The 23948-nt window shown below is 41.2% G+C and carries 24 protein-coding genes; 16 read left to right on the top strand and 8 right to left on the bottom strand.

What is annotated here, in order from left to right:
• From K8F54_RS11275 to K8F54_RS11285, 3 genes are all read right to left on the bottom strand, one after another.
• On the bottom strand, positions 1 to 450 hold a 450-nt coding region (locus tag K8F54_RS11275), incomplete at its 3' end, for a hypothetical protein (RefSeq protein ID WP_290790915.1).
• A gap of 1 nt (position 451) precedes the next feature.
• On the bottom strand, positions 452 to 2002 hold the full coding sequence (locus tag K8F54_RS11280) for a C1 family peptidase (protein WP_290790917.1): 1551 nt from the start codon (positions 2000 to 2002) through the stop codon (positions 452 to 454).
• A 124-nt stretch (positions 2003 to 2126) separates the two neighbouring features.
• Positions 2127 to 2966, bottom strand: coding sequence for a 1,4-dihydroxy-2-naphthoyl-CoA synthase (locus tag K8F54_RS11285; RefSeq protein ID WP_290790919.1), 840 nt, complete (start codon positions 2964 to 2966; stop codon positions 2127 to 2129).
• An 89-nt stretch (positions 2967 to 3055) separates the two neighbouring features.
• On the opposite strand from K8F54_RS11285, the gene K8F54_RS11290 reads away from it, so the two are divergent.
• A complete protein-coding gene (locus K8F54_RS11290; protein WP_290790922.1) occupies positions 3056 to 4177 on the top strand; it encodes a C1 family peptidase in 1122 nt (373 codons plus the stop codon).
• A gap of 44 nt (positions 4178 to 4221) precedes the next feature.
• Complete coding sequence (locus K8F54_RS11295) at positions 4222 to 4671, top strand: hypothetical protein (RefSeq protein ID WP_290790924.1); 450 nt, start codon at positions 4222 to 4224, stop codon at positions 4669 to 4671.
• 25 nt (positions 4672 to 4696) lie between these two features.
• On the opposite strand, the gene K8F54_RS11300 is transcribed toward K8F54_RS11295, so the two are convergent.
• Positions 4697 to 5527 (bottom strand): S1-like domain-containing RNA-binding protein, encoded by an 831-nt coding sequence (locus K8F54_RS11300; RefSeq protein WP_290790926.1) that lies wholly within the window; start codon positions 5525 to 5527, stop codon positions 4697 to 4699.
• A 33-nt stretch (positions 5528 to 5560) separates the two neighbouring features.
• On the opposite strand from K8F54_RS11300, the gene K8F54_RS11305 reads away from it, so the two are divergent.
• Positions 5561 to 6022 (top strand): hypothetical protein, encoded by a 462-nt coding sequence (locus K8F54_RS11305; protein ID WP_290790930.1) that lies wholly within the window; start codon positions 5561 to 5563, stop codon positions 6020 to 6022.
• A 1-nt stretch (position 6023) separates the two neighbouring features.
• Here K8F54_RS11305 and menD read toward each other — a convergent pair whose 3' ends face one another.
• Genes menD through K8F54_RS11320 form a run of 3 tightly spaced genes read right to left on the bottom strand, consistent with a single transcriptional unit; the run spans position 6024 to position 9212 of the window.
• Complete coding sequence (gene menD / locus K8F54_RS11310; RefSeq protein WP_290790932.1) at positions 6024 to 7688, bottom strand: 2-succinyl-5-enolpyruvyl-6-hydroxy-3-cyclohexene-1-carboxylic-acid synthase; 1665 nt, start codon at positions 7686 to 7688, stop codon at positions 6024 to 6026.
• Positions 7689 to 7719: 31 nt separating this feature from the next.
• A complete protein-coding gene (locus tag K8F54_RS11315; protein WP_290790934.1) occupies positions 7720 to 8787 on the bottom strand; it encodes an isochorismate synthase in 1068 nt (355 codons plus the stop codon).
• Between the two features lie 5 nt (positions 8788 to 8792).
• Positions 8793 to 9212: a PaaI family thioesterase gene (locus K8F54_RS11320; protein ID WP_290790936.1), complete on the bottom strand. Its 420-nt coding sequence runs from the start codon at positions 9210 to 9212 to the stop codon at positions 8793 to 8795.
• A gap of 43 nt (positions 9213 to 9255) precedes the next feature.
• On the opposite strand from K8F54_RS11320, the gene K8F54_RS11325 reads away from it, so the two are divergent.
• The 12 genes from K8F54_RS11325 to K8F54_RS11380 all read left to right on the top strand — a co-directional run bounded on the left by K8F54_RS11325 (position 9256) and on the right by K8F54_RS11380 (position 21181).
• Entirely contained in the window at positions 9256 to 9903 is a 648-nt protein-coding gene (locus K8F54_RS11325; RefSeq protein WP_290790938.1) for an esterase, read from the top strand.
• A gap of 93 nt (positions 9904 to 9996) precedes the next feature.
• On the top strand, positions 9997 to 10707 hold the full coding sequence (locus K8F54_RS11330; protein WP_290790940.1) for a Two component regulator three Y domain protein: 711 nt from the start codon (positions 9997 to 9999) through the stop codon (positions 10705 to 10707).
• 352 nt (positions 10708 to 11059) lie between these two features.
• A complete protein-coding gene (locus K8F54_RS11335) occupies positions 11060 to 11743 on the top strand; it encodes a hypothetical protein (protein WP_290790945.1) in 684 nt (227 codons plus the stop codon).
• A gap of 158 nt (positions 11744 to 11901) precedes the next feature.
• Entirely contained in the window at positions 11902 to 13317 is a 1416-nt protein-coding gene (locus K8F54_RS11340) for a hypothetical protein (RefSeq protein WP_290790948.1), read from the top strand.
• A gap of 57 nt (positions 13318 to 13374) precedes the next feature.
• The gene (locus K8F54_RS11345) at positions 13375 to 15036 is read left to right on the top strand and encodes a T9SS type A sorting domain-containing protein (RefSeq protein WP_290790950.1); all 1662 of its coding nucleotides are present in this window, start codon (positions 13375 to 13377) and stop codon (positions 15034 to 15036) included.
• Between the two features lie 90 nt (positions 15037 to 15126).
• Positions 15127 to 16032, top strand: coding sequence for a DNA/RNA non-specific endonuclease (locus K8F54_RS11350; RefSeq protein WP_290790952.1), 906 nt, complete (start codon positions 15127 to 15129; stop codon positions 16030 to 16032).
• Positions 16033 to 16112: 80 nt separating this feature from the next.
• Positions 16113 to 16586, top strand: coding sequence for an isoprenylcysteine carboxylmethyltransferase family protein (locus tag K8F54_RS11355; RefSeq protein ID WP_290790954.1), 474 nt, complete (start codon positions 16113 to 16115; stop codon positions 16584 to 16586).
• 202 nt (positions 16587 to 16788) lie between these two features.
• A complete protein-coding gene (locus tag K8F54_RS11360; RefSeq protein WP_290790956.1) occupies positions 16789 to 16989 on the top strand; it encodes a hypothetical protein in 201 nt (66 codons plus the stop codon).
• A gap of 475 nt (positions 16990 to 17464) precedes the next feature.
• A complete protein-coding gene (locus K8F54_RS11365) occupies positions 17465 to 19141 on the top strand; it encodes an NAD(P)/FAD-dependent oxidoreductase (protein ID WP_290790959.1) in 1677 nt (558 codons plus the stop codon).
• A 192-nt stretch (positions 19142 to 19333) separates the two neighbouring features.
• Positions 19334 to 19600, top strand: coding sequence for a VF530 family protein (locus K8F54_RS11370; RefSeq protein WP_290790961.1), 267 nt, complete (start codon positions 19334 to 19336; stop codon positions 19598 to 19600).
• Between the two features lie 41 nt (positions 19601 to 19641).
• Positions 19642 to 20448 carry an energy transducer TonB gene (locus K8F54_RS11375; RefSeq protein WP_290790963.1) on the top strand — a complete coding sequence of 269 codons (807 nt, stop codon included), beginning with the start codon at positions 19642 to 19644 and terminating at the stop codon, positions 20446 to 20448.
• A 148-nt stretch (positions 20449 to 20596) separates the two neighbouring features.
• Positions 20597 to 21181, top strand: coding sequence for a nuclear transport factor 2 family protein (locus tag K8F54_RS11380; protein WP_290790964.1), 585 nt, complete (start codon positions 20597 to 20599; stop codon positions 21179 to 21181).
• 134 nt (positions 21182 to 21315) lie between these two features.
• On the opposite strand, the gene dnaK is transcribed toward K8F54_RS11380, so the two are convergent.
• Positions 21316 to 23223: a molecular chaperone DnaK gene (gene dnaK, locus K8F54_RS11385; RefSeq protein ID WP_290790966.1), complete on the bottom strand. Its 1908-nt coding sequence runs from the start codon at positions 23221 to 23223 to the stop codon at positions 21316 to 21318.
• A 316-nt stretch (positions 23224 to 23539) separates the two neighbouring features.
• On the opposite strand from dnaK, the gene K8F54_RS11390 reads away from it, so the two are divergent.
• Positions 23540 to 23878: a hypothetical protein gene (locus tag K8F54_RS11390; RefSeq protein ID WP_290790968.1), complete on the top strand. Its 339-nt coding sequence runs from the start codon at positions 23540 to 23542 to the stop codon at positions 23876 to 23878.
• Positions 23879 to 23948: the final 70 nt, after the last annotated feature.

Genomic DNA, 23948 nt, shown 5'->3' on the forward strand with positions numbered 1-23948 from the left:
TTGAATGGGAAGCACCATTTGTCCATCCAGCCCGATAAACGATATATACGAATTGTCAAAATTAGCCACGATATTGAGTGGATCGTTCGAACTCTTTAATACAAATTGCTTGGAGGGATAAAAAATGAATTCTTCATTATAGGCTTTCCAATGATAGGAGGAGTCCGTTAAAAGGAGTTGCTTGAACGCTACGATTTCGTCCTGGGTAAGTTCTCTTACAAAGACCAATTTATTAGAATACGCCAAGGTCTCCGTATCAATAAGGATGTGTTTTATAGTATGTAACGAAATTTGGTGTGTCTCCATTACCTTATTGTACATACGCTCCGGAAGAAACCCCTCAATAAGTTCGTTCTCCACCTTGGGCTTCTGGGCCTTTAGTGTATCCTGCGCGTAGCCGCAGCCTATTGTGAACACAAAGCCCAACATCAAAAAGAAAGTGCGTCCCATATTATTTTCTTTTAATGTCAAGTATCATCATGGCCATCGTTCCATTCACATATTCAGCTCGAAAACCCATCGCGTTTTTGTTTAGGGCTATATCCTCCTTGCTGATTAATTTGTCATTAAAAATAATATACAGTTTGTCTAATAGGTCCCCTTTCATGCTATCCAATCGCTCCTTCACAGCCTGTGCATCTATTTTATCTTCCGAAAAAATAACGATGGAATAATCGGATGTAACATCACTGTTTAGGCGAAACCAATATTTCTCGCCCGGTACGATTACCGAAGTATTTTCATAAGCAATATAAGGGCTAATCTCTGCCTTGTGCGGAAATAATACACCGCTATCGTCATTGCTGTCGGCGCCAATTACATATACATAAGCCGGTTTACTCACCTTGGCGTACATTCTATATCTGGTGCCCATGGGATAGGCGTCTGTCGTTGCATAGTCCCCAATACTTTGAGTTTCCTCATCTACCACCACATCCTGAAAACCTAAAATGGTTCTTTTGTATTCTCCCGAATTCTGTACGACCTTCATATGGGAGTGGTCGTACAATTTAAGCTCTAATTCCCCTGCCAATACACTTTTTTCGATCTCCACCACCTCGTCTTCGGTATCATCCTCTACCACTTCTACTACCACTTCATCCTCTTTAATATCATCGTCCTTTTCGTCATCAACAACTACTTCGACCTTCACTTTTTTCTTGGTCTTCTTTTGTGCGATCATTTCGAAGGCATATCTGGAATATTTGGCGAAGTCTTTATAACGCACCCAGATATAGCCATTGTTCCCCCATTGATCTCCCCAGCTGTTTACAATTTCAAAGGAACCTCCGTATTTTTCGTCATCAAATCCAATCACACACATGGCATGCCCTCCGGTTTCTTCACCGTTATCAGGCTCATAGACGTTTTTAGCGCTGTAAAAGGAATTCTCCACTACGAAACCTATCACCACCGGATTCTCATTGATCAGGGCACGCTTTACGGTTTCTATTTTTAGTTCATCGGGTTCGTTGCTCCCGAACAATCGGACAAAGTCCTTAATCCTATTCTCTCTAGCCAATTGCAACACCGATTCGGGTACTTCGGTTTCACACATTACGTCGAAGTCTTTCAACAAGGGTGCCCCTTCGTCCACCATGGTTTCCATCGCCCTGCCAATATAGGCGCCACCTTGGCAATTATAGTCGTCTTCCACATTGGATCGCAAATAGGTAAAAGCGGGTGCGTAGGCATTGGCCGAAATTTCATCGGTATCGGTTAAATTTTCTAGGCGAGCATTTAAGATGGTACGTCCGTAGTAGGTAGAAGACCAGCCCACACAGGTGCCATAACCACCCTGATTTCTAATTTCAGGAACAAAGGTTTTTAAAGATACTGCACTTGTTTCGCCTACCACGTCTTGAAATGAGACATTACGTGCCTTCATGGGTGTTTTTTCGTAGGCATCATCGTCAAACAATAAGCCCGTCTGTGGCCTGTCTTGAGAAAACATTGCTAAGGTGCAAAACAACAGCGCACAGAAAACTGTGAGGTTCTTCATAATAGGGAATTTAGTTAGTTTAGTTCCTCCTAAAATACAATAAAAATGAAGACTTTGAAGAAATTCGTATTCTAATGAACGTCAATTCGTTAAAATTGAAGATGCGCCGGTTAAACGGGCACTCCTACGGCAACCACTTTTTATCGAAATTAGGCTTTCGTTTTTCCAAGAACGCGTCTCTACCTTCCTTTGCCTCATCGGTCATATAGGCTAATCGGGTAGCTTCTCCGGCAAAGACCTGCTGGCCTACCATACCATCATCGGTTAGGTTCATGGCAAATTTGAGCATTTTTATACTTGTTGGTGATTTTGCCAATATTTCCTGCGCCCATTCGAAGGCTGTATCTTCTAATTGGGCATGGGGTACCACTGCATTGACCATCCCCATTTCATACGCCTCTTGAGCGCTGTAATTTCTTCCGAGGAAAAAGATCTCCCGAGCCCGCTTCTGCCCTACCATTTTAGCCAAATAGGCACTGCCGTAGCCACCGTCGAAACTGGTCACATCGGCATCAGTTTGTTTAAAAATAGCGTGTTCCTTACTCGCCAAGGTCAGATCACACACCACATGCAGACTATGACCGCCACCCACTGCCCAACCTGGAACGACACAGATTACCGCTTTTGGCATAAACCGAATGAGACGTTGTACGTCCAAAATATTTAACCTGTGGTATCCATCTTCACCCACATAGCCTTGACGCCCTCTAGCGGCTTGATCGCCACCACTGCAAAAGCTATATACCCCGTCTTTGGCGGAAGGCCCTTCGGCCGATAGTAAAACTACCCCAATACTCGTATCTTCCTGCGCATCGTGAAACGCATCTAGCAACTCGGATGTGGTTTTAGGACGAAAGGCATTGCGTACGTTGGGCCGGTTAAAAGCAATTCGGGCTACGCCCTCACATTTTTTATAGGTGATATCTTCATATTCTTTGGCCGTTTTCCAAGTAGGTGTGCTCATAATTATTAAATTTACACCAAAGATAAAAATTAATCGCAGCTGAAGCGATCTCTCTCGTTGCTGATTGTTTAAAATTAAACATAGTTGTTATGAAAAAATTACTATTGCTCTTTGGAATCCTATCCATAACGTTTACCAATCTCGCACAAGAAGCCTATCAGTTTACCGAAGTCATCGACCTCGAAGCCACTCCTGTGATTAGTCAGGGCCGAACCGGAACCTGTTGGAGTTTTTCAAGCACTTCTTTTTTGGAGTCTGAAATTATCCGTCTAACGGGGAAGCAAATCGATCTTTCCGAAATGTATACCGTTCGGAATACCTATCCGTTAAAAGCCGAAAATTTTGTCATGCGACAAGGAAAGGCGCAATTCAGCGAGGGCGGACTGGCACACGATGTAATTAATTCGGTGCAGCACTACGGTTTGGTGCCCAACATTGTCTATAGTGGCTTGTTTAATTCAGAAGAACATCACAACCACGCCGAAATGGTGGCCGTATTGGAGGCTATGCTCAAAACCTATGTCGACAATCCGGGTAAAAAACTATCGAAGAATTGGAAATTGGCAATGGAAGCCGTCCTAGATGTATATTTAGGAAAGAGCGTGTCGCGTTTTACTTACGAAGGAACCTTGTACACCCCCATGTCATTTCTTGAAATGACCAAAATTGTACCGACCGATTATGTAACCCTTACCTCTTTCACCCATGCGCCTTATTATTCAAAATTTATTCTGAATATTCCCGACAACTGGAGCAACGGAGCGATGTACAATGTGCCCTTGGACGAAATGATGGCGACCATAGATCATGCGCTTCAGAATGGGTTTACGGTAGAATTGGATTGCGATGTGAGCGAACGTACCTTCTCTTCGAAAGATGGTGTGGCAGTCATTCCAATGGATTCAGAAAATAATATAAAAGCATTACAAGGCCTGTACCCCGAAATGAACATCACTCAGGAATACCGGCAGGATGAATTTGAAAATTATACCACCACCGATGACCATTTAATGCATATTACCGGACTCTTACGCGACCAAAATGGCACCAAGTATTACAAGGTAAAAAATAGTTGGGGCACCGATGCATCGCGCAATGCCAATGGTGGGTATGTATATTTTAGTGAAGCCTATATGAAACTAAAGACCATTAGCGTTATGGTACATAAAGATGCCGTCCCGAGGAACACTTCTAAAAAGTTAAACTTTTAAAAAGGGAACTCAACTTCGGCTTCATTTTTGATACATTTGATGCAATGAAAAAATGGCTCTTCCTCTTAGTATTAAGTCCGTGGGTGTTATCTGCCCAGTACGATTTTGATTCGCGCTATTTTACGATTAATTCAGAATCCTTACCTGAAATTGAAGAGCTTACGGCATCCTCATTTACATTGGATAAGGCACCGCTTCTCCCAACAAAGTTGAAAACCTTTCAAATGAATGCCGAAAACTATCGACAACCGGTGGATATGGCTGCTGTTGTGAATGAAAACCAGCGGTATATACAGCGAAAGGTGGATGTACTCCCCATGCAGCTCAAAGTATTGGGCATCAAACCAGGGAGTCGAATCTATCAAGCAGATGGTTCCAGCGGAGTTAAAAACATTGTCTATAAAGAAGTACGCGGATTGGATATTTTAGATCCTTGTCCCCCATTTGGCATTTGTGCACGTTGTGCTCCGTATCGCGTAGGACGAGGTTATTAGTCAGTTAGAAAAGTAATTGCGTTTTTTAAATTAGTTCAATACCATCTTCCTTAATTACAATCTGCTTTTCCTTGTAAAGTGTTCCAATTGCCTTCTTAAAGCTTTTTTTACTCATTCCCAATTCATTTTTGATAGTATCGGGATCTGTCTTGTCGTGTATAGGAAGAAACCCGCCTGCCGCTTTCAACTCATCGAGTATAAAATTGGCGTTGGGCTCTATACTTCGGTAACCAGGTGATTGCAGTACTACATCGATCTTATTATCGTCACGTACTTTCTTAATAAAGGCCTTGATCCGGTCTCCCGTACGAATGTCTTCAAAAATATCATCGATATAGATAAGCCCCTTGTGTTTTCCGTTGATGATCACATTGGCCCCCTTTTCGGTCAAATGCGTAACAAGTACATCAACCTCCTCGAATTTTTCAACTGTCACCTCGTCATTATTGACAAAACGGTTGGTTTTACTCGATCCCACCAAGCGATTGGTAATTTCATCCATATACAAATAGACAATATACCAGTTGCCAATTTTCATAGGGCGTGCCTGCTCTTTAAAAGGGACAAACAGTTGTTTTTCCAGACCCCAATCCATAAAGGCACCGTACTGATTTACATCACTACAATGCAGATATCCAAAGTCATTGAGATGTACAAAAGGTTCTAAGGTGGTGGCCACCGGTCGCTCTTCATGATCCAGATATACAAATACGCGAATCTCATCGCCAATTTCGAAAGATTCGGGTTTGTATTTATGTGGTAGGAGCACTACATTTTCTTCTTCATCGCCCAAATAGAGCCCGGGATCTGTTTCCCGTAATATGGTAAGTGTATTATATTCACCTAGTTGAATCATAGCTGCAAAGATACAATTTCCAGTGCGATAAAAATGATAAAAAAGACGCTAGAAATTCGTTCTATTTTCTTAATTTCACGTGCAATGAACGCCAATGTCCCCCACCATTTACCCAATTCGGCTATCCTTCAAAACGTGCTTGAAATGGATATAGGTACTGCTTATTTTTACAATAATATTGTGGTAGTTGAAGCAAAAGAAGGAGTGACCATCTCCTATAAAACAGGGTTTTCCTTTTTGGTAAAAGGCTTGCAATACATGGGGACCAAACCCTGGGTCTATATTGCAAATCGCATCAATTCATATTCGGTTAATCCCAACGATTATAAATATTTAGAAAAGATTCCAACACTTAGAGGAATTGCCATTGTCACTCCCACCGATCTCGGTAAACAGAATGCCGCACTTGAGGCAAATTTTTTCAACAAGGATTTTATCATTTTGGAGAATCTTTCGAGTGCCTACGATTGGGCAACAGCGCTGCTTAACAAGTAGGCTAGGAGATATACTTGAAATAGTCTAACAGCACCCTGTCATTACTTTCTGAAGGTGTAAAAATCTCTAACAGTTTTGGGCCTTCCGAAGTATTAAAAAAACGCATTAGCGCTTCCTTAACCTCAGCTTTATTTGTAGCCGAATCGTATTCAAAACCAAACATCTCGCATAAATGTGTCGCAGAAAGTTGGTGCTTGGTTTCAAAATAGGTCGAAAAATGTTCGGTATTCTTCGCTCCGGGTAGGATTCTGAAAATACCTCCTCCACCATTGTTAATAACTATAATCTTGAAGTTGGAGGGTATATAATTATTCCACAGCGCATTGCTATCGTAGAAAAAGGCAAGATCGCCGGTCACAAAAACTGAAGGGGTTTCCGAAGCATGGGCAGCTCCAATAGCGGTGCTCGTACTGCCATCGATACCACTGGTTCCTCGATTGCAAAATACGGTCAATGTCTTTGGCAGGTCAAATAACTGCGCATAGCGAACAGTCGCACTATTTCCCAATTGCAGTTGCAGGTCGTCCGGAATGAATTTAAAAATTTCAGAAAAGACTGTAAAGTCGGAGAACGAGGCCTGCGCCTCAAAGTCTGTATGTTTTTGTAGCCTGTTTTTCTTGACCTCAAGCCATTTAGTACGATACAAACTTACGGCCATTTCAATTTTTGGTAAAAACTGCTTCAGAAAAAGGGCAGGTGTTGTTTTAAAATGATGATCTAAAACAAAATAAGTGTCATAGGCTTTTTTGGGATCCACGTGCCAATGATGCTTCGGTGGATAGGTCCGGAGGAAGGCCTTGATCTTTTTAGAGACTACCATTCCTCCCATGGTGATTAATAATTCGGGTTGTAATTCAGAAAAACCATTTTCCTGCAATGGGGCAATAAGTTGATCGATCGATGAAATAAAATTATCGTGATGCAAATTGGAAGTGGTTTCCGTAAACACTAAAACACTATCATCTGTAGCCAATTGGTCGATCCATTGCTGCTCAATGCTGTTGGGAGGCAGTACCCCCACAAGGATCAGTTTTCTTTTCGCGTTATTCCACTGCTTCAGAAAAGGTTGTAGATCTTCATCAAATTGTCTCGTGGCAGTTCTAGCGGGAACCTGTTGCGGACGTACTTGCATATCGGAAACCGTTTCATACAAAGGTTCCGAAAAAGGCGCGTTGATATGAACAGGGCCTTGCAATTCGATGGCCAGATTCAGTGCAATATTGATTTCTGTTTCGTTAAAAACTTGATGTTCCTCCCCTTCCAAACAATTGGCGCTGTATAATATGTGATTTGAAAAAACGTCTTCCTGCCGAATCGTTTGTCCATCGCCTATATCGATCATTGCTTTTGGTCGATCTGCCGAAATCACCACCAAGGGGATATCGCTATAAAAGGCTTCGGCTATTGCCGGATAATAATTAAGCAAGGCCGAACCCGATGTGCACACCAAGGCGACCGGTTTTTTTAGCTGCTGCGCAAGCCCCAGTGCAAAAAAAGCGGCACAGCGTTCATCTACAATACTGAAGTTTTTAAAGGAAGGATGTTCAGTAAAACCAACCGTAAGAGGAGCATTTCGCGAACCGGGGGAAATAACAATATGATCAATCTCTTTGGCGAGGCATAGTTGCGTAATGGTTTGTGAAAGGATCTTCTTAGAGAAATTCATTGCGGCAAAGGTACGAAGTGCAATGACAATATTAAAGCATCGGTTGCAATACCTGAAGCATGGTTTGCAATTTGTTCTGGGTCTCTTCCCACTCATCAAGCGGTATCGACCCTAGGGTAATTCCACCGCCCACATACAGGGTGGCTGTATTTCCAACTATCTTCATACAGCGCAGGTTCACATATAAGCTGGAACAGGAATCATTGCCACAAATAGGGCCAATAAAACCCGTATAAAACTCACGGTCGTATCCTTCTTTTTCTAAAATAAATTTCTTCGCACCTTTTTTCGGAGTACCACATACAGCGGGTGTTGGGTGCAAGGCTGCCGAAATTGTTTTAAGCGTGGTCTTTCCACTTCGTAAAACTCCGGTAATATCGGTACGTAAATGTGCCAACGTCCCGGCTTGGTGGGTATAGGTTTTTGATATTTTTAAAACATCGGTTACCCTTTGCAAGCTCGTGGTAATGGCATCGGTGACGTATTGATGTTCTTCAATTTCCTTATCGTTCCAATACACGGGTGTTTTTTCATTGAATTTTTGAGTACCCGCCAATGCCATCGAGCTGAAGGAAGTCTTTTCTGTTTTCACCAATACCTCGGGGGTCGCCCCACACCAAAGACCGTGTTTCGGATGGAACCAAATATATCGAAACGCGGGGGGATACAAGCTGAATACGCGTAACATCAACATTGAAAATTCAAATTTCTTCAGCTTAAAATCCTTCATTCTTGAAATGACAATTTTGGCGGCATTTTTTGTCTGAATAGCCAGCATTGTCTCTTTTACCAATTTCAAATACCTTTCTTTTTCGGTCGGATCCTCATCACAGCGCAGGTCAAACAGCGCAACCGGACTTATTTCTAAAGTGGATTCGAGGTGGATGCTTTCAGATTCAGGGATACAGTGTGCAACCGTTTCATAGTCGAAAGGCGCCATAATCACACCTGTATCGGTAAAGGTTTCGGTGGTATGCAACTGCGTATCTTTTTGTAGTAGCGCTACCAACTTATTACTTTCGGGAAGTGAATAAATAACAAAAGGAAGTCCTTGTTGATAATGGTTCTCTATTTGCTCAAGGAGTAGTTTTTGTTCCATTGCCTCTAAGTGCGTAACGTTATGGTGGTTAGTTTTACCTGAGAAATTAATTGGTCATTCTCATTGGTTATAGGAATTTGCCACAATTGTGTGGTTCGCCCCTTGTGAATTATTTTGGCCTTGGCATACACAAAACCGGAGCTGACACTCTTTACGTGATTGGCAGCGATCTCGATGCCTCTTATTTGTACATTCACTCCAGATAAAAAAAATAGTGCGCCCGCACTTCCAACACTTTCCGCTAAGGCTACCGAAGCCCCACCGTGCAAGACGCCATCGGGTTGATGCACCCTTGGAGTTACAGGCATTCTAGCTACGATACTGTCTTCAGACACATCTATAAATTCAATACCCAAGGTTTCCATTAAAGTGTTTTTACACATGGCATTACAGCGTTCTAACACTTCTTCTTTGGAATACTTCATAAGATTGATTTACATTTGTAAAAATACAAAATGTACCCATATTATGTCTTTAGAAAAACAGGTTTCTTTTACAGCCACAAATACCTATTCAACATTAAACACCTTTACTTCAAAAACCAAGAATTATTGGATGGTATTTCACGGCTTGGGATATCTGAGTAGGTATTTCATCAATTATTTTTCGCAATTGGATGCTGCTGAAAACTATATCGTTGCCCCACAGGCTCCCGCGAAATACTATCTCGGTGATACGTTTAAGCATGTGGGAGCTTCATGGCTAACTCGTGAAAATACAGTCGAAGAAACTAAAAATGTTCTCGCTTACGTGGATGCTGTTTTTAAAGCTGAGCCAATTAAGAACGATATCAACTTTATAATTTTAGGGTATTCGCAGGGCGTATCCATTGCCACCCGCTGGATGGGCCTTCGAAAAATACAATGCAATCACTTGATATTACATTCGGGCGGTATCCCCACCGAATTGACAACCTCTGATTTTGAATACCTAAACAAACAAACTAGAGTAACTTACCTCTACGGGGATAAAGATCAATACATTCAAGAAGCTCGAAAAACAGAAGAACAACTAAAAGGCACAGCACTATTTGGCCATAGACTTGAAGTGGTTGAATTTAGCGGCATTCACGAGGTACATACACCATTTTTAAAAGAAGTGGCTCGCAGTAATTAATTTTTTTAGTGCATTTCATCGATTTTATTTGCAATACAACTAAATATACTATTTATTTACGTTGTAATGTAAGAATTTTCATACCCCCGAATCATGAAAAAAACACTTCTAACCCTATGCAGCTACCTATTTGCGGTGGCTATTTTTGCACAAGTGAGTGCAAACGATAAACAGGTTTTATTAGACCTCTATGTTGCCACTCAAGGTGAAAACTGGATAAGTACTTGGGATACCAACGAACCGGTGGAACACTGGAAAGGAGTCACTGTTGAAAAGGATCAAATAGTCGGCATCAGTCTTCTATTCAATAATATGGAAGGTGAGTTACCGGCATCATTAGGTACGCTAACGGAACTTAGAATATTGGAGTTATCCTTCAATCGCATTTCGGGAACGCTTCCCGAATCGCTTGGGAATTTAGAAAACCTGGAAGTCCTTGCCTTTAACGGGAACAACCTTAGCGGTTCTATTCCTGCAAGTTTTGCTCAGTTGAACCAACTGAAACAACTACATCTTAGCAGCAATAAATTAAGCGGTGACATTCCCAGCAGTATTGGGGATTTAGCACATATTGAAATTTTTAATGTATTCGACAATGAGCTAGAAGGTGAGATTCCTACCGGATTAGCGCATCATAGACACCTGCGCGAGCTGATGGTTGCTGAAAATAACCTGACAGCGACAGCCGATTTCTCTACGGTATTATTGTTTAATTCGGGAGCAAGAATGGATCTCAACCGACCAATTTTATCTCCAGGAGCGAAAACAGTTATTGCTATTGAGACAAGTGACGATAAAAATTGATTTATAATTTTTTATTTATTGTTACATTAGGCGACTCAAATTGAGTCGCTTTTTATTATTAAACTTTTTCTTACAGCAAACTTTAATTGCTAATGTCTGGTAAAAAGATCTACTTTCGGAAATACTATTTTTACCGTTAACCGATATTTTTGTAAAAAAAAATCAGTTTTGTATTACAAAAAAATACTATATTGTCGACGAAATTAACAAATAATCAGATGTAAGGATTAATATTGGTTAATTAATAGTCTTATATTTTGGTTAGGAACGGCTTCTTACGAAGCCGTTTTGTTTTTATGTAGTCTATTGTTTTTATTTTGTAACTTGCTGTATATCAAAAGTTTTAATTGACATGAAAACGATGACGTTCCTTTTTACCTTTTTTATTGTAGCAATGCAAGGGTATTACTCACAGACCTATTTTGGCAGTTTCGATTTGGTGGCTACACAGCAATATCAGAACGGGAATGAACGCAGCGACACCATTTCCTATTTCTTTGGAGAAAAAAAGACAGCCATCATCATACATGGCAGAAGAAATCAACCGGACATGCGTATGGTCTTCGATTTTGATGATGCCACAATTACCAGTCTATTTGAACTGAATGGTAAAAAAGGCGGTTATATTCTTCCCATGAATGAAGCCTACTGGCCGGGTATGCCACAGGCAATTCGCACCTTTGGTACCGAGCCACGAACCGAACAAAATTATACGGGTGAAATTAAAGACATAGAACATCACAGCTGTCGAGAAGTCCTCGCCGAAAGTGATGCCTATTCGGCAACGCTATGGGTGGCAGAAGATATTCCATTGTCGATGACACATGTATTGGCCTATCAAAGTGTTGGAAAAGGAAAATCGAAGAAGGAAATTGAACTGTTTGATCAATTTGGGGTAAAAGGACTGCCGCTACATTTATTTCTGAAAAGTAAAACCGATAAAGCCGATGTCACGATTCACCTTATCAATATATCGGATGATTTTGATGCAGTCGTTTTTAGCACCGAAGGACATATATTAAGTGCGGTGGATTAGTTTAAACGGAGAGAAAACAAGTGAATACACAGACCATTTGAAATAAATTCAATATCTTTAGATAGCAATTTGAATTGCATACCAGCTCCCCTCTTGGTCGTAACCAAGTGGGGATTTTTTATAGGGTATGCCTTTAACGAACCTAAAAATTAATCAGTATGCTAAAAGCAACACTGGAGGCACTTATCGGAAAATCCATCAACCAGATTTGCCTCAACAACTTTCACGACGCCAATTTAAACCACTGCGCTCATTTTGTAAGCCATGCAGCGGGTTTGACATTCGATTTTAACTGCAAAACATTTCGAGGTGGATCGAACGTCGGTGCCAATATCAGGGTACATGAAGTGTTTGCACAATGCCCGAAGGTAGGGACGATCGCTCAGGCTCCTTCAGACCGACCCTATTTGGTATTTGTGACAAAGGATTCGAATGTAGACGTGGCACAAAAACGAATGCAAAACGTGCCTCAAAAACATATTGGCATTGTGGTGGACAATATGGTGTACCACTACTCTAATTCGGCAGACAAGGTTGTAAAATGGACCATAGCCAAGTTTTTAGATACCTTCCAGCGAGTCTATTCCGGCAACCAGGCCTTGTTTTACGGACTTATTCCCGGTTCCGATCTCTTATTGGATATCGACCCAACAGGAAACAGCATCACCTCTTCTGCGGCCTTTGCATTGACACAACGTCAAAACGAATGGTATGCAAAAGAAACCAATTCGAACGGTAACGAATTTTATGTAGGTAGAGAAGTGAATAATACATCGGCAGGATATTTCGGAATATACCAAAGAGCGAATGAATACTACGGAAAACAATACAATGGAGACGATTATAAGGACAGCATCGATCATTGGGCGTATCTGTTGCATATTACCGGCTATTGTGAAAGCAAAAACCACTTCAACCTTATAAATACCTATGACCGAGCCAAGTTTACCTTCGGATTTTATCAACTGGCAGCCCACACTCCCAAGGACAATTTGATATTACTTTTTAGACGTTTTTCGGAAAGTGCTAATATGAAAAAATACTTCCCGGAACTTAAAATGACCAACGGCAGTCTGCACCGCGTAAATGAGAATGGCAGTCAGACAGATCTGGAAACCGTCATGAATACAGGTCCCAACGGCGCCCCGCAACTTCAGCTCTTTATGAACTTTTTAAACCCCATTCGAAAGCGTATCGATCCGCAAGAGATCTTACATGCGGCCCGACTTATACACTGGAGTGAAAAGGATCGGCTTATGCGCGATGCCCAAGTGGCCATTGCAAACGAGTTACTTCAGAAAAAAATGACGCAGCGCTATCACAGATGGTATGACCTGGATGGAAAATCGGATATTATCTGTGCCTTGGTTGCCGATATCCATCATCAAGGAAGGGCAAGTAAAGCGAGAGTACAGGATGCGCTCAATTCGAACGATGTCCAAGAGAATTTGATTACCATCAATGCCAATTATATCAGTAGAGCAGATGATCTTCGCACCATTATCAATCAATTAAAGACAGCCGGGAAGATTGGAACTAAAGTGTATAAGGCCTCGTTGAACGAATTTGTGTAAGCTAGCTATGGTAATATTTTTAGTATCTTTCCGAAACTAAAATTTTAAACCCAAACTATGAGATCAATTTTTACCCTACTCCTTTCTATCCTTTCGGTTACGGCATTTGCACAAAGTACTTTTATGAAGAAATCGGTCGATAGGCCCATTCAAAATCGGGGCTTTGTCGCCCAAATCGTGGCCACTATCGGTTATCAGGGATATGACGAATCACAAGAATATTTTGGTGAAGGCGAATACGAGATCTTTTTAGACAATGTGGACGGCGTATTGGACAATCCCATTATCGTTCTGGACGGCTTCGATCCGGGTGATGCACGTGATATTACAGGCTTGTACAACAGTCTGAGTTTTGGCGGCCAGAATATGGCCGATATCTTACGGGATGAAGGTTATGACATTGTTATTCTGAATGCACCGCAATACATCACCGGAGGAAAGGACATAGACGGTGGCGCGGATTATATACAGCGCAATGCCATGGTTTTAATTGAAATGATCAATTATTTAAACAATGAAAAAGTAGGTGACGAAGAATTGGTGGTGTTGGGACCAAGTATGGGTGGATTAATCGCCCGATATGGCCTCGCCTATATGGAACAGAATAGTATGGATACCGAAACGAGGTTGTACATCTCTTTCGATTCGCCGCACAGAGGGGCAAACATCCCAATTAGTCTTCAATACCTTATTAATTATTTGGCTCAAGAACTCGGTGATGCCGATGCAGTTGCCATAGTCGATGAAGTACTCAACTCCCCTGCGGCGAAAGAAATGCTGTACGATCATTTGCTAGGACATTTATTGGCAGGATCCAACTACTTACAAGACCCGGCAAAATTGTTACCCGAAGGGGCTCCAAATTTTAGAGACGCATTCCAAGCCGAACTGGATGCACTGGGGTTTCCGTCACAGGTGCGAAATGTAGCCATGGTGAATGGTAGTGCCTTGGGAGCAACTACGGGATCGTCCGGCATGCAGGTAGTGGATACTACCCTCGATCTAGGAAGTGGCCTAACCGCAGATGTAGCCTTGCATTTTACACCAGATGCCGCTACTACTAATAATGTGACGAGTTTCGATTCTTTTTTCTTCGGAATACCGCTAGACAGCTTCGATGCCGAAGCCGAATCGTTTGCATTCAGCGATGGCGTTGATAGTTCACCCGGGGGGACAGGGAACATCTCAGCCGCACTGGGCGGCGGCGGTGCCTCCAATCCTGTGATCGTGGCCTTTATCGCCGCTTTGGATCAAGATGATTATAGTTTTATTCCTTTGATTAGCAGTCTGGCTATTACCAATGAAGACGATTGGTTTGCTATTCCTGATATCGGAGGAACGCACACCTCCCCTTTTGTCAATACCTATATTCCAAATGAGAACGAGTCGCACGTAACGGTAACCGCTGCCAGTGCCGAGTTTGCCTTGGATGAGATTCGGCAAACGGTTCTTGGAACTACTGATTTTGCTTCGGAAACACGATATCTGCTCGTTGAGAATCCGGTTTCAGAAACCATCACTTTGCAACTTAATCCCTCACTATCGTATGAGGATGTGTTAATCTCGGTACATGCGATATCGGGACAACTGGGACTTCAGCAAAAAATAAACAAGCCGTCGGCGCAGATCACAATAGAACACGCCATGAGTAGTGGTATCTATTTCCTAAATATCGAAGATGCTGAAGGAATTCACACGCTTAAATTGGTGGTGCACTAAAATAATAAGTATCTTTATACTTCCTCCCCGTTTCGGTCTCAGCCAATCGGGGATTTTTGGTTTTAACGACTCCTCAATAAACCATTTGTTATGAAATATTGCGTTCTCTTGGTCGCTTCCTTGGTGGTATGGCCCCTTTGGTCACAGTCGCCACCGGGAAATAAATACAAGCCCATTGTTATGGATAGCACTTATCACCATACCAAATGGGGGATCGCACCATCCGATCTTTTGTATCATTTTGCGGCCTATACTTCATCTTTCGATAGTGATGATGACGATAATGGAGACGGGGTGGGAGATCTCTTAGCCATCCCCGAATGGGTAGCATACGAAGTAAAAGAAAAGTTGGGTCCTGATATTCCTACCTACACACGCCCCACCTGGATGACCGATGATAGTCTGGCTGCCATCAAAAAAGCCCCAACCGATAAAACCTATGCCGTTAGCGGTACCCGCAATCTGCGAGAGGTCTCCGGTGATTACCGTTATGTACGTGGACATATGTGTCCGAAAGACGTAGCAGATCGTATGAGTATGTTTGCAGGTTTCAACACCCATACTGTCCTCAATGCCGTCCCACAATTACAATGGCAAAACAATGGCTTATGGAAGGCATTAGAATCTCAGGTAACCGATTGGGCCGATCAATATGGTAGTGTCTGGGTGATTTGCGGCCCTATCTTTTTTAATAAGACTCCGGCTGTGTGGCTGGGACAGGATGATGAAGTACAAGCTGCTGTTCCCGATGCTCTTTTTAAGATTGTTATACGAGAGACAGATGATGGAATTAGCACACTTACTTTTATCATCCCGAATGTCCTTCCGAAGCAGAAAAAGCAGTACTATCAATTCTTAACCAGTATGAATCGCGTGGAAGAACTCACCGGTTTGTCTTTTCTCACCAACGTAGATCCACTCGTCCAGATTATCGAAAAGGCTCTAAATTTGGATCTTACCACGGGACAGAAACGCAGGAAGGTGAATAGATGGTGAATAACGGCTATTCAGCTGCGTATAATTCACTAAATTAGGGGTGTCTATTTTCGCGGCAAATCACTTTTGTTATTTCAGTCATGAGATCATTGCTTTTACGAAATTTGTTTTTTACCATTCTCCAACCCGGAATCGTGGTTGGACTCATCCCCTATTTTATCTTGGGAGAACGGATACAAATTATCTTCGCACAACCACTCACCACCATTCAATATATGGCTGCGATTGTATTTTTAGTTGGGTTTCTCATTATGAGCCACTGTATTATCAGTTTTGCGGTTCGGGGCAAGGGAACGCTCTCTCCTGCCGATCCCACCAAACAGTTGGTCATAAAGGGTCTTTACAATTATTCTCGCAATCCAATGTATGTGGGCGTACTGCTCATGCTTCTCGCACAGGCGTTCTTTTTTGAATCGAATACCTTGTGGGGATATACGTTGGCAGTGTTTATAGCCTTCAACTTTTTTATCTTGTTCTTTGAAGAACCACGACTGAGAAAAGATTTTGGAGCTGCCTATACCGCCTATAGTAAGAAAGTAAGGCGATGGTTTTGACCCAGCGACCTTAAAAATACTATTTGCTAGAAAATTTGTATTTTTCTACTACAAATCCAACAGACTTAAAGAAATGCAGCTACTACTTTAAAAAATGGAGATAAAAATTCTTATACATAAAAAATACACAAAACATCACCAAACTTAAATCAGGACAACTGTCAATATCCTATAAATTAGTACCCATATTAAACCCAATATCATGAAAACCTGCGCCCTATCAATTTCATTATTTAGTCTAATTTTATCAATTACATCTTGTGAGCCTTCAGAAAAACAGATAAAACTAAGTAAAGAAGCCCAGCAGTTTTTAGTATATGAACAAAATGAATCATTTAAACTAAGGAATGAACAGACGAGTGAAGTAAAAACATTTTCAGTTACTTCACTAACAATTGATTAAAAAGACACACAAGAATTGGATAATATTTCACTAGGATTAGAAAAGGACCTATTTGAGAACAGAACAATATCTTTTTCAGATGACAATAACTGCGGAGGAAGTATTTCGTTACGTGCAAAAAAGGAGAATCAATTTGAATTTAGCATCTTTTTTTACAATTGTTTGGAGGGCCAAATTTTTACGAATCCCAAATATATAGGAGACGTAAATATTCGTAGCCATTTATATCATGATACTTATATGCTAAAATCATTTACTTCCAAATTGTTTTATTCCCTTCAAAAAGGAATTTTAAAAATTGAGGATTTAGCAAAAGGAGAGACTCTTTCTAGCATTGTGACTAAATAAGTAAAGTAGTTGGGTTATAAACAAAAATTAATACCAGTTGTTTTAGATATAAACTGCCCTGAATAAACTCCGGAAGCTTAGTTAATTTCTATCAAAATAGCATATCTTGGAAGTTCATAAATTTTATATGCAATCAAAAAGATATGACACTATAATTATTGGCTCTGGTGCCGGAGGTCTTTCAGCGGCAATTTGTTTGGCAAAAAAAGGTCAGAAAGTTTTGGTATTAGAACAACATGAAGTGCCGGGAGGTTGGTGCCACAGCTTCTATTTGGACGGATATCGATTTACACCCGGAGTGCATTATATTGGTCAATTGGACAAAGGACAACCTACAAGTTTATTATATGAAGGTCTTGGAATTGCAAATGATTTGGTTTTCTTTAGAATGAATCCTAAAGCCTATGAACATTGCCGGATGGGTGATGAACGATTTGATTTTCCTGGCAATTTTGATGAATTGGTTTTTAAACTTCAAGAAAAATTTCCGGCTGAAAAAAAAAATATTGCCAAATACCTAACGCTGGTTCGCAATGTGAGCAAACAACTTCAGCTAATTCCTCACATTAAAACTTTTTGGGATCAAATTACTATTCCCTTTCGCACTAAACAAATGGGGAAGTATGCACTTTTCAGTTTAAAAAGAGTCATTAACTGGTATCTTAAAGATCCTCTTCTAAAAAAGATTTTGAATATTCAATTTGGAGATCACGGTTTGGCACCCGCTCGAGCAAGTTTTCCTTTACACTGCGCTGTAATGGATCATTATTTTAATGGAGGTTTTTACCCAATGGGCGGTGGTGGTGCAATTATCAAAGCCATGACAAACTGCATAAAAAAGGAAGGAAGTGAAGTAAGAACGAGTACGAGGGTTCATCGCATTCTGTTAGAAGGCGATAAAAAAAAGAAGGCCATTGGAGTCCAGCTAGATAACGGTGAACAACTCTTCGCTGAGAACATCATATCAAACGCCGATCCGGATATTACGTATAAAAAATTAGTGGGTAGAGAAAATTTAAGGAAGCGATTGCTCAAAAAGCTTGATAAAACAAAATATTCCGTTACTTCCCTCATGTTATTCCTAACCGTAGATATGGACGTCACGAAAGCAGGATTAGATTCTGGAAATATTTGGCTTATGGCCGAAGGAGATTTGGATGAAATTTATGAAGAAATGCTGAAGCCAAATATTCTAGACGGAGATGAATTTTTGGGAATGTTTGTAAGCTGTACTACCCTCAAAGACCCAATTAGTTTTGATGGTAAACACCATACACTGGAAGTAATAACCTATATAGATTATGAGTCGTTTAAACAATTTGAAAATGAGGAAAGTCAGCGCTCAAAAGCCTATCTCGAATTTAAAGATCAATTGACAACAAAAATGATCAATACCCTAGAAAAAGTGCTTCCCGGGGTTAGTAATCATATTATCATTAAAGAATTGGGCACGCCAATTACCAATAGATTCTATATTAATTCAACCAATGGAAGCGTTTATGGCACAGAGAAAACGCTGAAGCAAATAGGTCCATTTGCTTTTAAACCTAGAAGTGAAATTAAGAATTTATTTTTATGTGGAGCCAGTATCGCTTCCCATGGTATTGCCGGAGCGAGTTATTCGGGTGTACAAACCGCAGGAGAAATTTTAAACCTTAAGCAGTTTGATCTTATTCAACCCAATGAATCACAAAATATCCGCATTTATGATGCCGAAGATGATAAAGAGTATCCTTCCTGGATGCTCAAAAAAATTGAAGTTAAAAAAGCAAGACAGAAGACCCATACTATTTATACAGAATAATCTTAAAAATGACTTACTAATCATTTTTATTTTCATCAAAACGCTATTGCATTTGCCCTATTTCAAGCACTTCACATTTAATTCACATTTTTTTTACATTTAATCCCATCCATTAACCAGCTGTCCCCTGTATATTTGATAGTTAGTAACTCTAAGCTGTAGTCAATTTTAAAAGGAGTAATCATCGTATTAATGGATAAAGAAAATACACCCTATAAAGAACAACCCAATAACCCGCTGCATGGAGTAAAACTGGTTACAATACTAGAGGTGTTAGTGAAACACTATGGTTGGGAACGATTAGCAATGAAAATTAATATCAATTGTTTTAAAAGTGATCCATCTATAAAATCCAGCCTTACGTTTTTAAGAAAAACACAATGGGCTAGAGATAAGGTGGAACAGCTATACCTTGATTTAGAAAAGAAAAAAAATAAAACAGGCAACAACAAAACCTAAACTGCATTATAACGCAGTTTAGCAATAAACGATACAGAAATATGAATAAGAAGATTCTACTAGTAAGCATAGCACTTATCACACTCACTCTAATGGCCTATGGTTTTAATTGTATGTTTGGCAGCAAAAAGGATCAAGCTGTGGCTGTTAATAGCAACAGTGTTCCTGCTGATGAACAGATCGAACAACAAGTGATTCATCCTGCCCTACCGGCCTTTTCTTATGTTGTAGGCACACGGTTTAATAGCATTTCAAAAACTGACTTGCAAAATGCGAAATCCTTCAGTGATTTTATTGCCAAGGAGCATGCCGATCGCATCGTGTCTTACGCGTCGCTGAGTGTTATCACTTTAAAGGATGGTAACCAAACCGATAGTAATAAAACAACTAACAGTGGTGTCTTTTCAGCAGCGCAACTCGCATTGCTACAATCGTTCGATTATTCAGCCAATATTTTGATTTCGGCAAAATATACCGAGAAAAGCTTCGAGACCGGCGAACTGCAACAAAGTATTTGGACGCCGTACCTCACCGTTGTACCTGAAAAGCAAGCGGTCTATACAACCGGCAAAGAGGCACTCCTTGACTACCTCAAAGAAAATAGCAAGGAACAAAGGGTCATGGTGCAGAAAAATAGGCTAAAACCAGCCAGACTGAATTTTACGATCACCAAAAATGGGGCCGTTTCAAATGCCAAAATAGTACGCACATCGGGCTATTCAACTATAGATTCCAAGATGATTGAGCTAATTAACAACATGCCGGATAGCTGGGAAGCTGCCGAAAATGCAAAAGGTGAAAAGGTAGATCAAGAACTCGTATTTTCCTTTGGAGCAGACGGTTGTTAAGTAGCTTTTTAAAAAAAAGAGGCAGCATTCACGCTGCTTTCACTTCACTTCTTTAAAAAATTCTGTAGGAATGTGTAGTAGACCGCGGTTAATAACCTACCTTTAATGCACTACTAACCAGACAGCTATGTCTATAAAATTAATTCATATGAAAAGTGTAAGTATTCTAGTATTCCTAATGATCTTTATATCACTAAATGCCTGTAAAGAGACCCCCGAGAAGGCATCGGTTGAAGAAGAAGTAGAAACTACCAAGGCCGAAGATGCTCCGGATTACGCCGCCTTCGATTCGAAAGTAGCAACCATTCGCGCCTTTGCAGCCGCACACGGTGCAGAGAACTTAGAGAAATTGTCTGAACTTCTTTCCGATACGCTAAAATGGAGCCCTCCACAATACAACGGAGGGAAATGGCTTACCAAGGCCGATCTTCTTTCAGCATTAAAGGATTACCACGCCAATTTTGACAATATTCAGTTCATGGAGGGTATCGAGTTACCAGATACCACTGCGGGTGGCATGTGGTCCGGTTCTGTTTATCCGCAAGCTTCAGCTTCTGTTAACCCGGATGCTATTCGCGTGTACGGTACTTGGAAAGCTACGCATACCGCAAGTAAAAAGGAAATCGGCGTAAAATGGTTCGGATTATATTGGATGAATGAGGACGGTAAAATTGCTATGGTCACCGACTATTACGATGTGAATGGAATTGCCAAGCAAATTTCAGAGAAATAAGCACGCAATGTTATAACAAACAAAAAAACCCAACCTTTCGGTTGGGTTTTTTTATTGCAAGCTTATGTTTTCTAACATCCAGCCGCTTACTTCACTTCTTCGAAGTCTATCCTTCAACTTACGCTCAGGACAGGCTACTTGACTTCTTCGAAGTCTACGTCTTCTACATCGGCATTTTCATTACCGTTCTGTGAAGCGGTATCTCCGGCATCACCTGCTGGAGCACCCTGCTGGGCTTCGGCCTGCGCCTTGTACATCTCTTCAGAAGCAGTTTTCCACGCCTCATTGATCTTGTCCAATGCCGGCTGAATTGTAGCTAGGTCTTTGGTTTCGTACGCCTTCTTTAATTCAGTCAACGCTTCTTCAATAGGCGCTTTCTTATCGGCAGAAAGTTTATCACCAAACTCTTCCAATTGCTTTTCAGTCTGGAAGATCATACCGTCGGCTTCATTCAGCTTGTCGGCAGTTTCCTTGGCAACCTTATCGGCTTCCGCATTTGCTTCGGCTTCCGCCTTCATCTTCTTGATTTCCTCTTCAGTCAATCCTGAAGACGCTTCAATACGAATATCCTGTGACTTGTTCGTGGCCTTATCGGTCGCACTTACCTTGATGATACCATTCGCGTCAATATCGAAGGTCACTTCAATTTGAGGTGTTCCTCTACGCGCAGGTGGAATTCCATCTAGGTGGAAACGTCCAATCGTCTTGTTGTCGGTAGCCATAGCACGCTCTCCCTGCAATACGTGGATCTCCACACTCGGCTGATTGTCGGCCGCAGTAGAAAACACCTGACTTTTTTTGGTAGGGATGGTTGTATTGGCTTCAATCAAACGTGTGGATACACCGCCCATGGTTTCAATACCCAAGGAAAGTGGCGTTACGTCCAGTAACAATACATCTTTCACATCTCCGGTCAATACACCCCCTTGAATGGCAGCTCCTACAGCTACTACTTCATCGGGATTCACTCCTTTGTGAGGTGCCTTTCCGAAGAATTTTTCTACCGCTTCCTGTACGGCAGGAATACGGGTAGAACCACCAACAAGGATAATCTCGTCAATATCTGTTTTCTTTAAACCTGCTGCCTTTAACGCAGTTTCACAAGGCTTCATAGTTCTTTTTACCAAATCATCGATCAATTGCTCAAACTTCGCCTTGGTCAAGGTCTTTACCAAGTGCTTCGGTCCACTAGCAGTAGCCGTAACATATGGCAAGTTGATCTCGGTCTGTGCCGCAGATGACAATTCGATTTTTGCTTTTTCGGCAGCTTCCTTCAAACGTTGCAGTGCCATTGGGTCTTTTCTAAGATCCATAGACTCTTCCTTTTCAAATTCTTCAGCCAACCAATTGATAATTTTTTGATCTACATCGTCACCTCCTAAATGGGTATCCCCATCGGTTGACAATACTTCAAAAACACCGTCACCCAATTCCAAGATAGAAACGTCATGCGTTCCTCCTCCAAAATCGAATACCACGATCTTCTGGTCTTTTCCTTTTTTATCCATACCGTAGGCCAAAGCGGCTGCGGTAGGTTCGTTTATAATACGTCTTACTTTTAGTCCTGCAATCTCACCGGCTTCTTTGGTGGCCTGACGCTGACTGTCATTAAAATAGGCCGGAACGGTAATCACCGCTTCGGTAACGTCTTGTCCCAGATAATCTTCGGCGGTTTTCTTCATTTTCTGAAGTACCATCGCACTCAATTCCTGAGGTGTATACAAACGTCCGTCAATATCCACACGTGGGGTATCGTTATCCCCTTTCATCACTTTAAAAGCAGCGCGTTCGGCTTCACTTTTAGATTCGGTGAATTTATTTCCCATAAAACGTTTTATGGATGAAATGGTTTTAGTAGGATTGGTCACCGCCTGTCTTTTGGCAGGATCCCCTACTTTAATTTCGCCACCTTCCACAAAGGCAATTACAGAAGGTGTTGTTCTTTTTCCTTCGGCATTCGGAATTACTGTTGGCTCGCTACCCTCCATTACGGCGACACACGAGTTGGTAGTTCCTAAGTCGATTCCAATTATTTTACTCATAGTGTTATTATTATATGTGTTACGAATTCAATTTTTAGTTATGCGAGGTATATGACAAGGACTATGCCAGTTGAAAGTGTCTGACATGGTGTCAGTTTTTATGGCAAGCTTCGCCTTTGGCGAGCCGGGCTTTCGGCTATATCTTTTTATTTGTCTCCGAAATTGTCATACTGAGTATTTCAATCGCACTCAGCAAAGACGTGGAAGTACAGTCGAAAGTCTTTGCAAATAAAAAGGATGCCGCCTCAATCCCTCTTGCACTCCATTATCACTTCATTCAGCAATAATTAATATCTTTAAGGCTAATTCAATAGTCATGTGGGAAGAAAAACTAAAAATATACGATCGTTTGGTAACGATGAATCCTAAATTCGAGCGACTTGGAAAGACCATGCCCTATACCGCAGCAAACACTCATATGTTCTCACTCCTCAATAAAGATGGTGAGTTGGGTATCCGACTTTCAAAAGAATCGCAGGAAAAGTTTAAAAAAGACCACAATACCACCATCTACAAGTCCTACGGTGCAGTGATGCGCGATTACGTCCTCGTTCCCGATGCCATGCTCGAAGATCTGGATCTACTCGCCAAGTATCTGGACGAAAGTTATCACTATGTGATGTCGCTAAAGCCCAATCCGCGGAAGAAGAAATAAGATTTTTTAAAACACACTACTTTTTTGAAAACTTCTTTTGGTAAACTTGGAATTATTCCATAATTTTGGA

Source organism: Altibacter sp. (assembly GCF_019913785.1).
Classification (GTDB): domain Bacteria; phylum Bacteroidota; class Bacteroidia; order Flavobacteriales; family Flavobacteriaceae; genus Altibacter.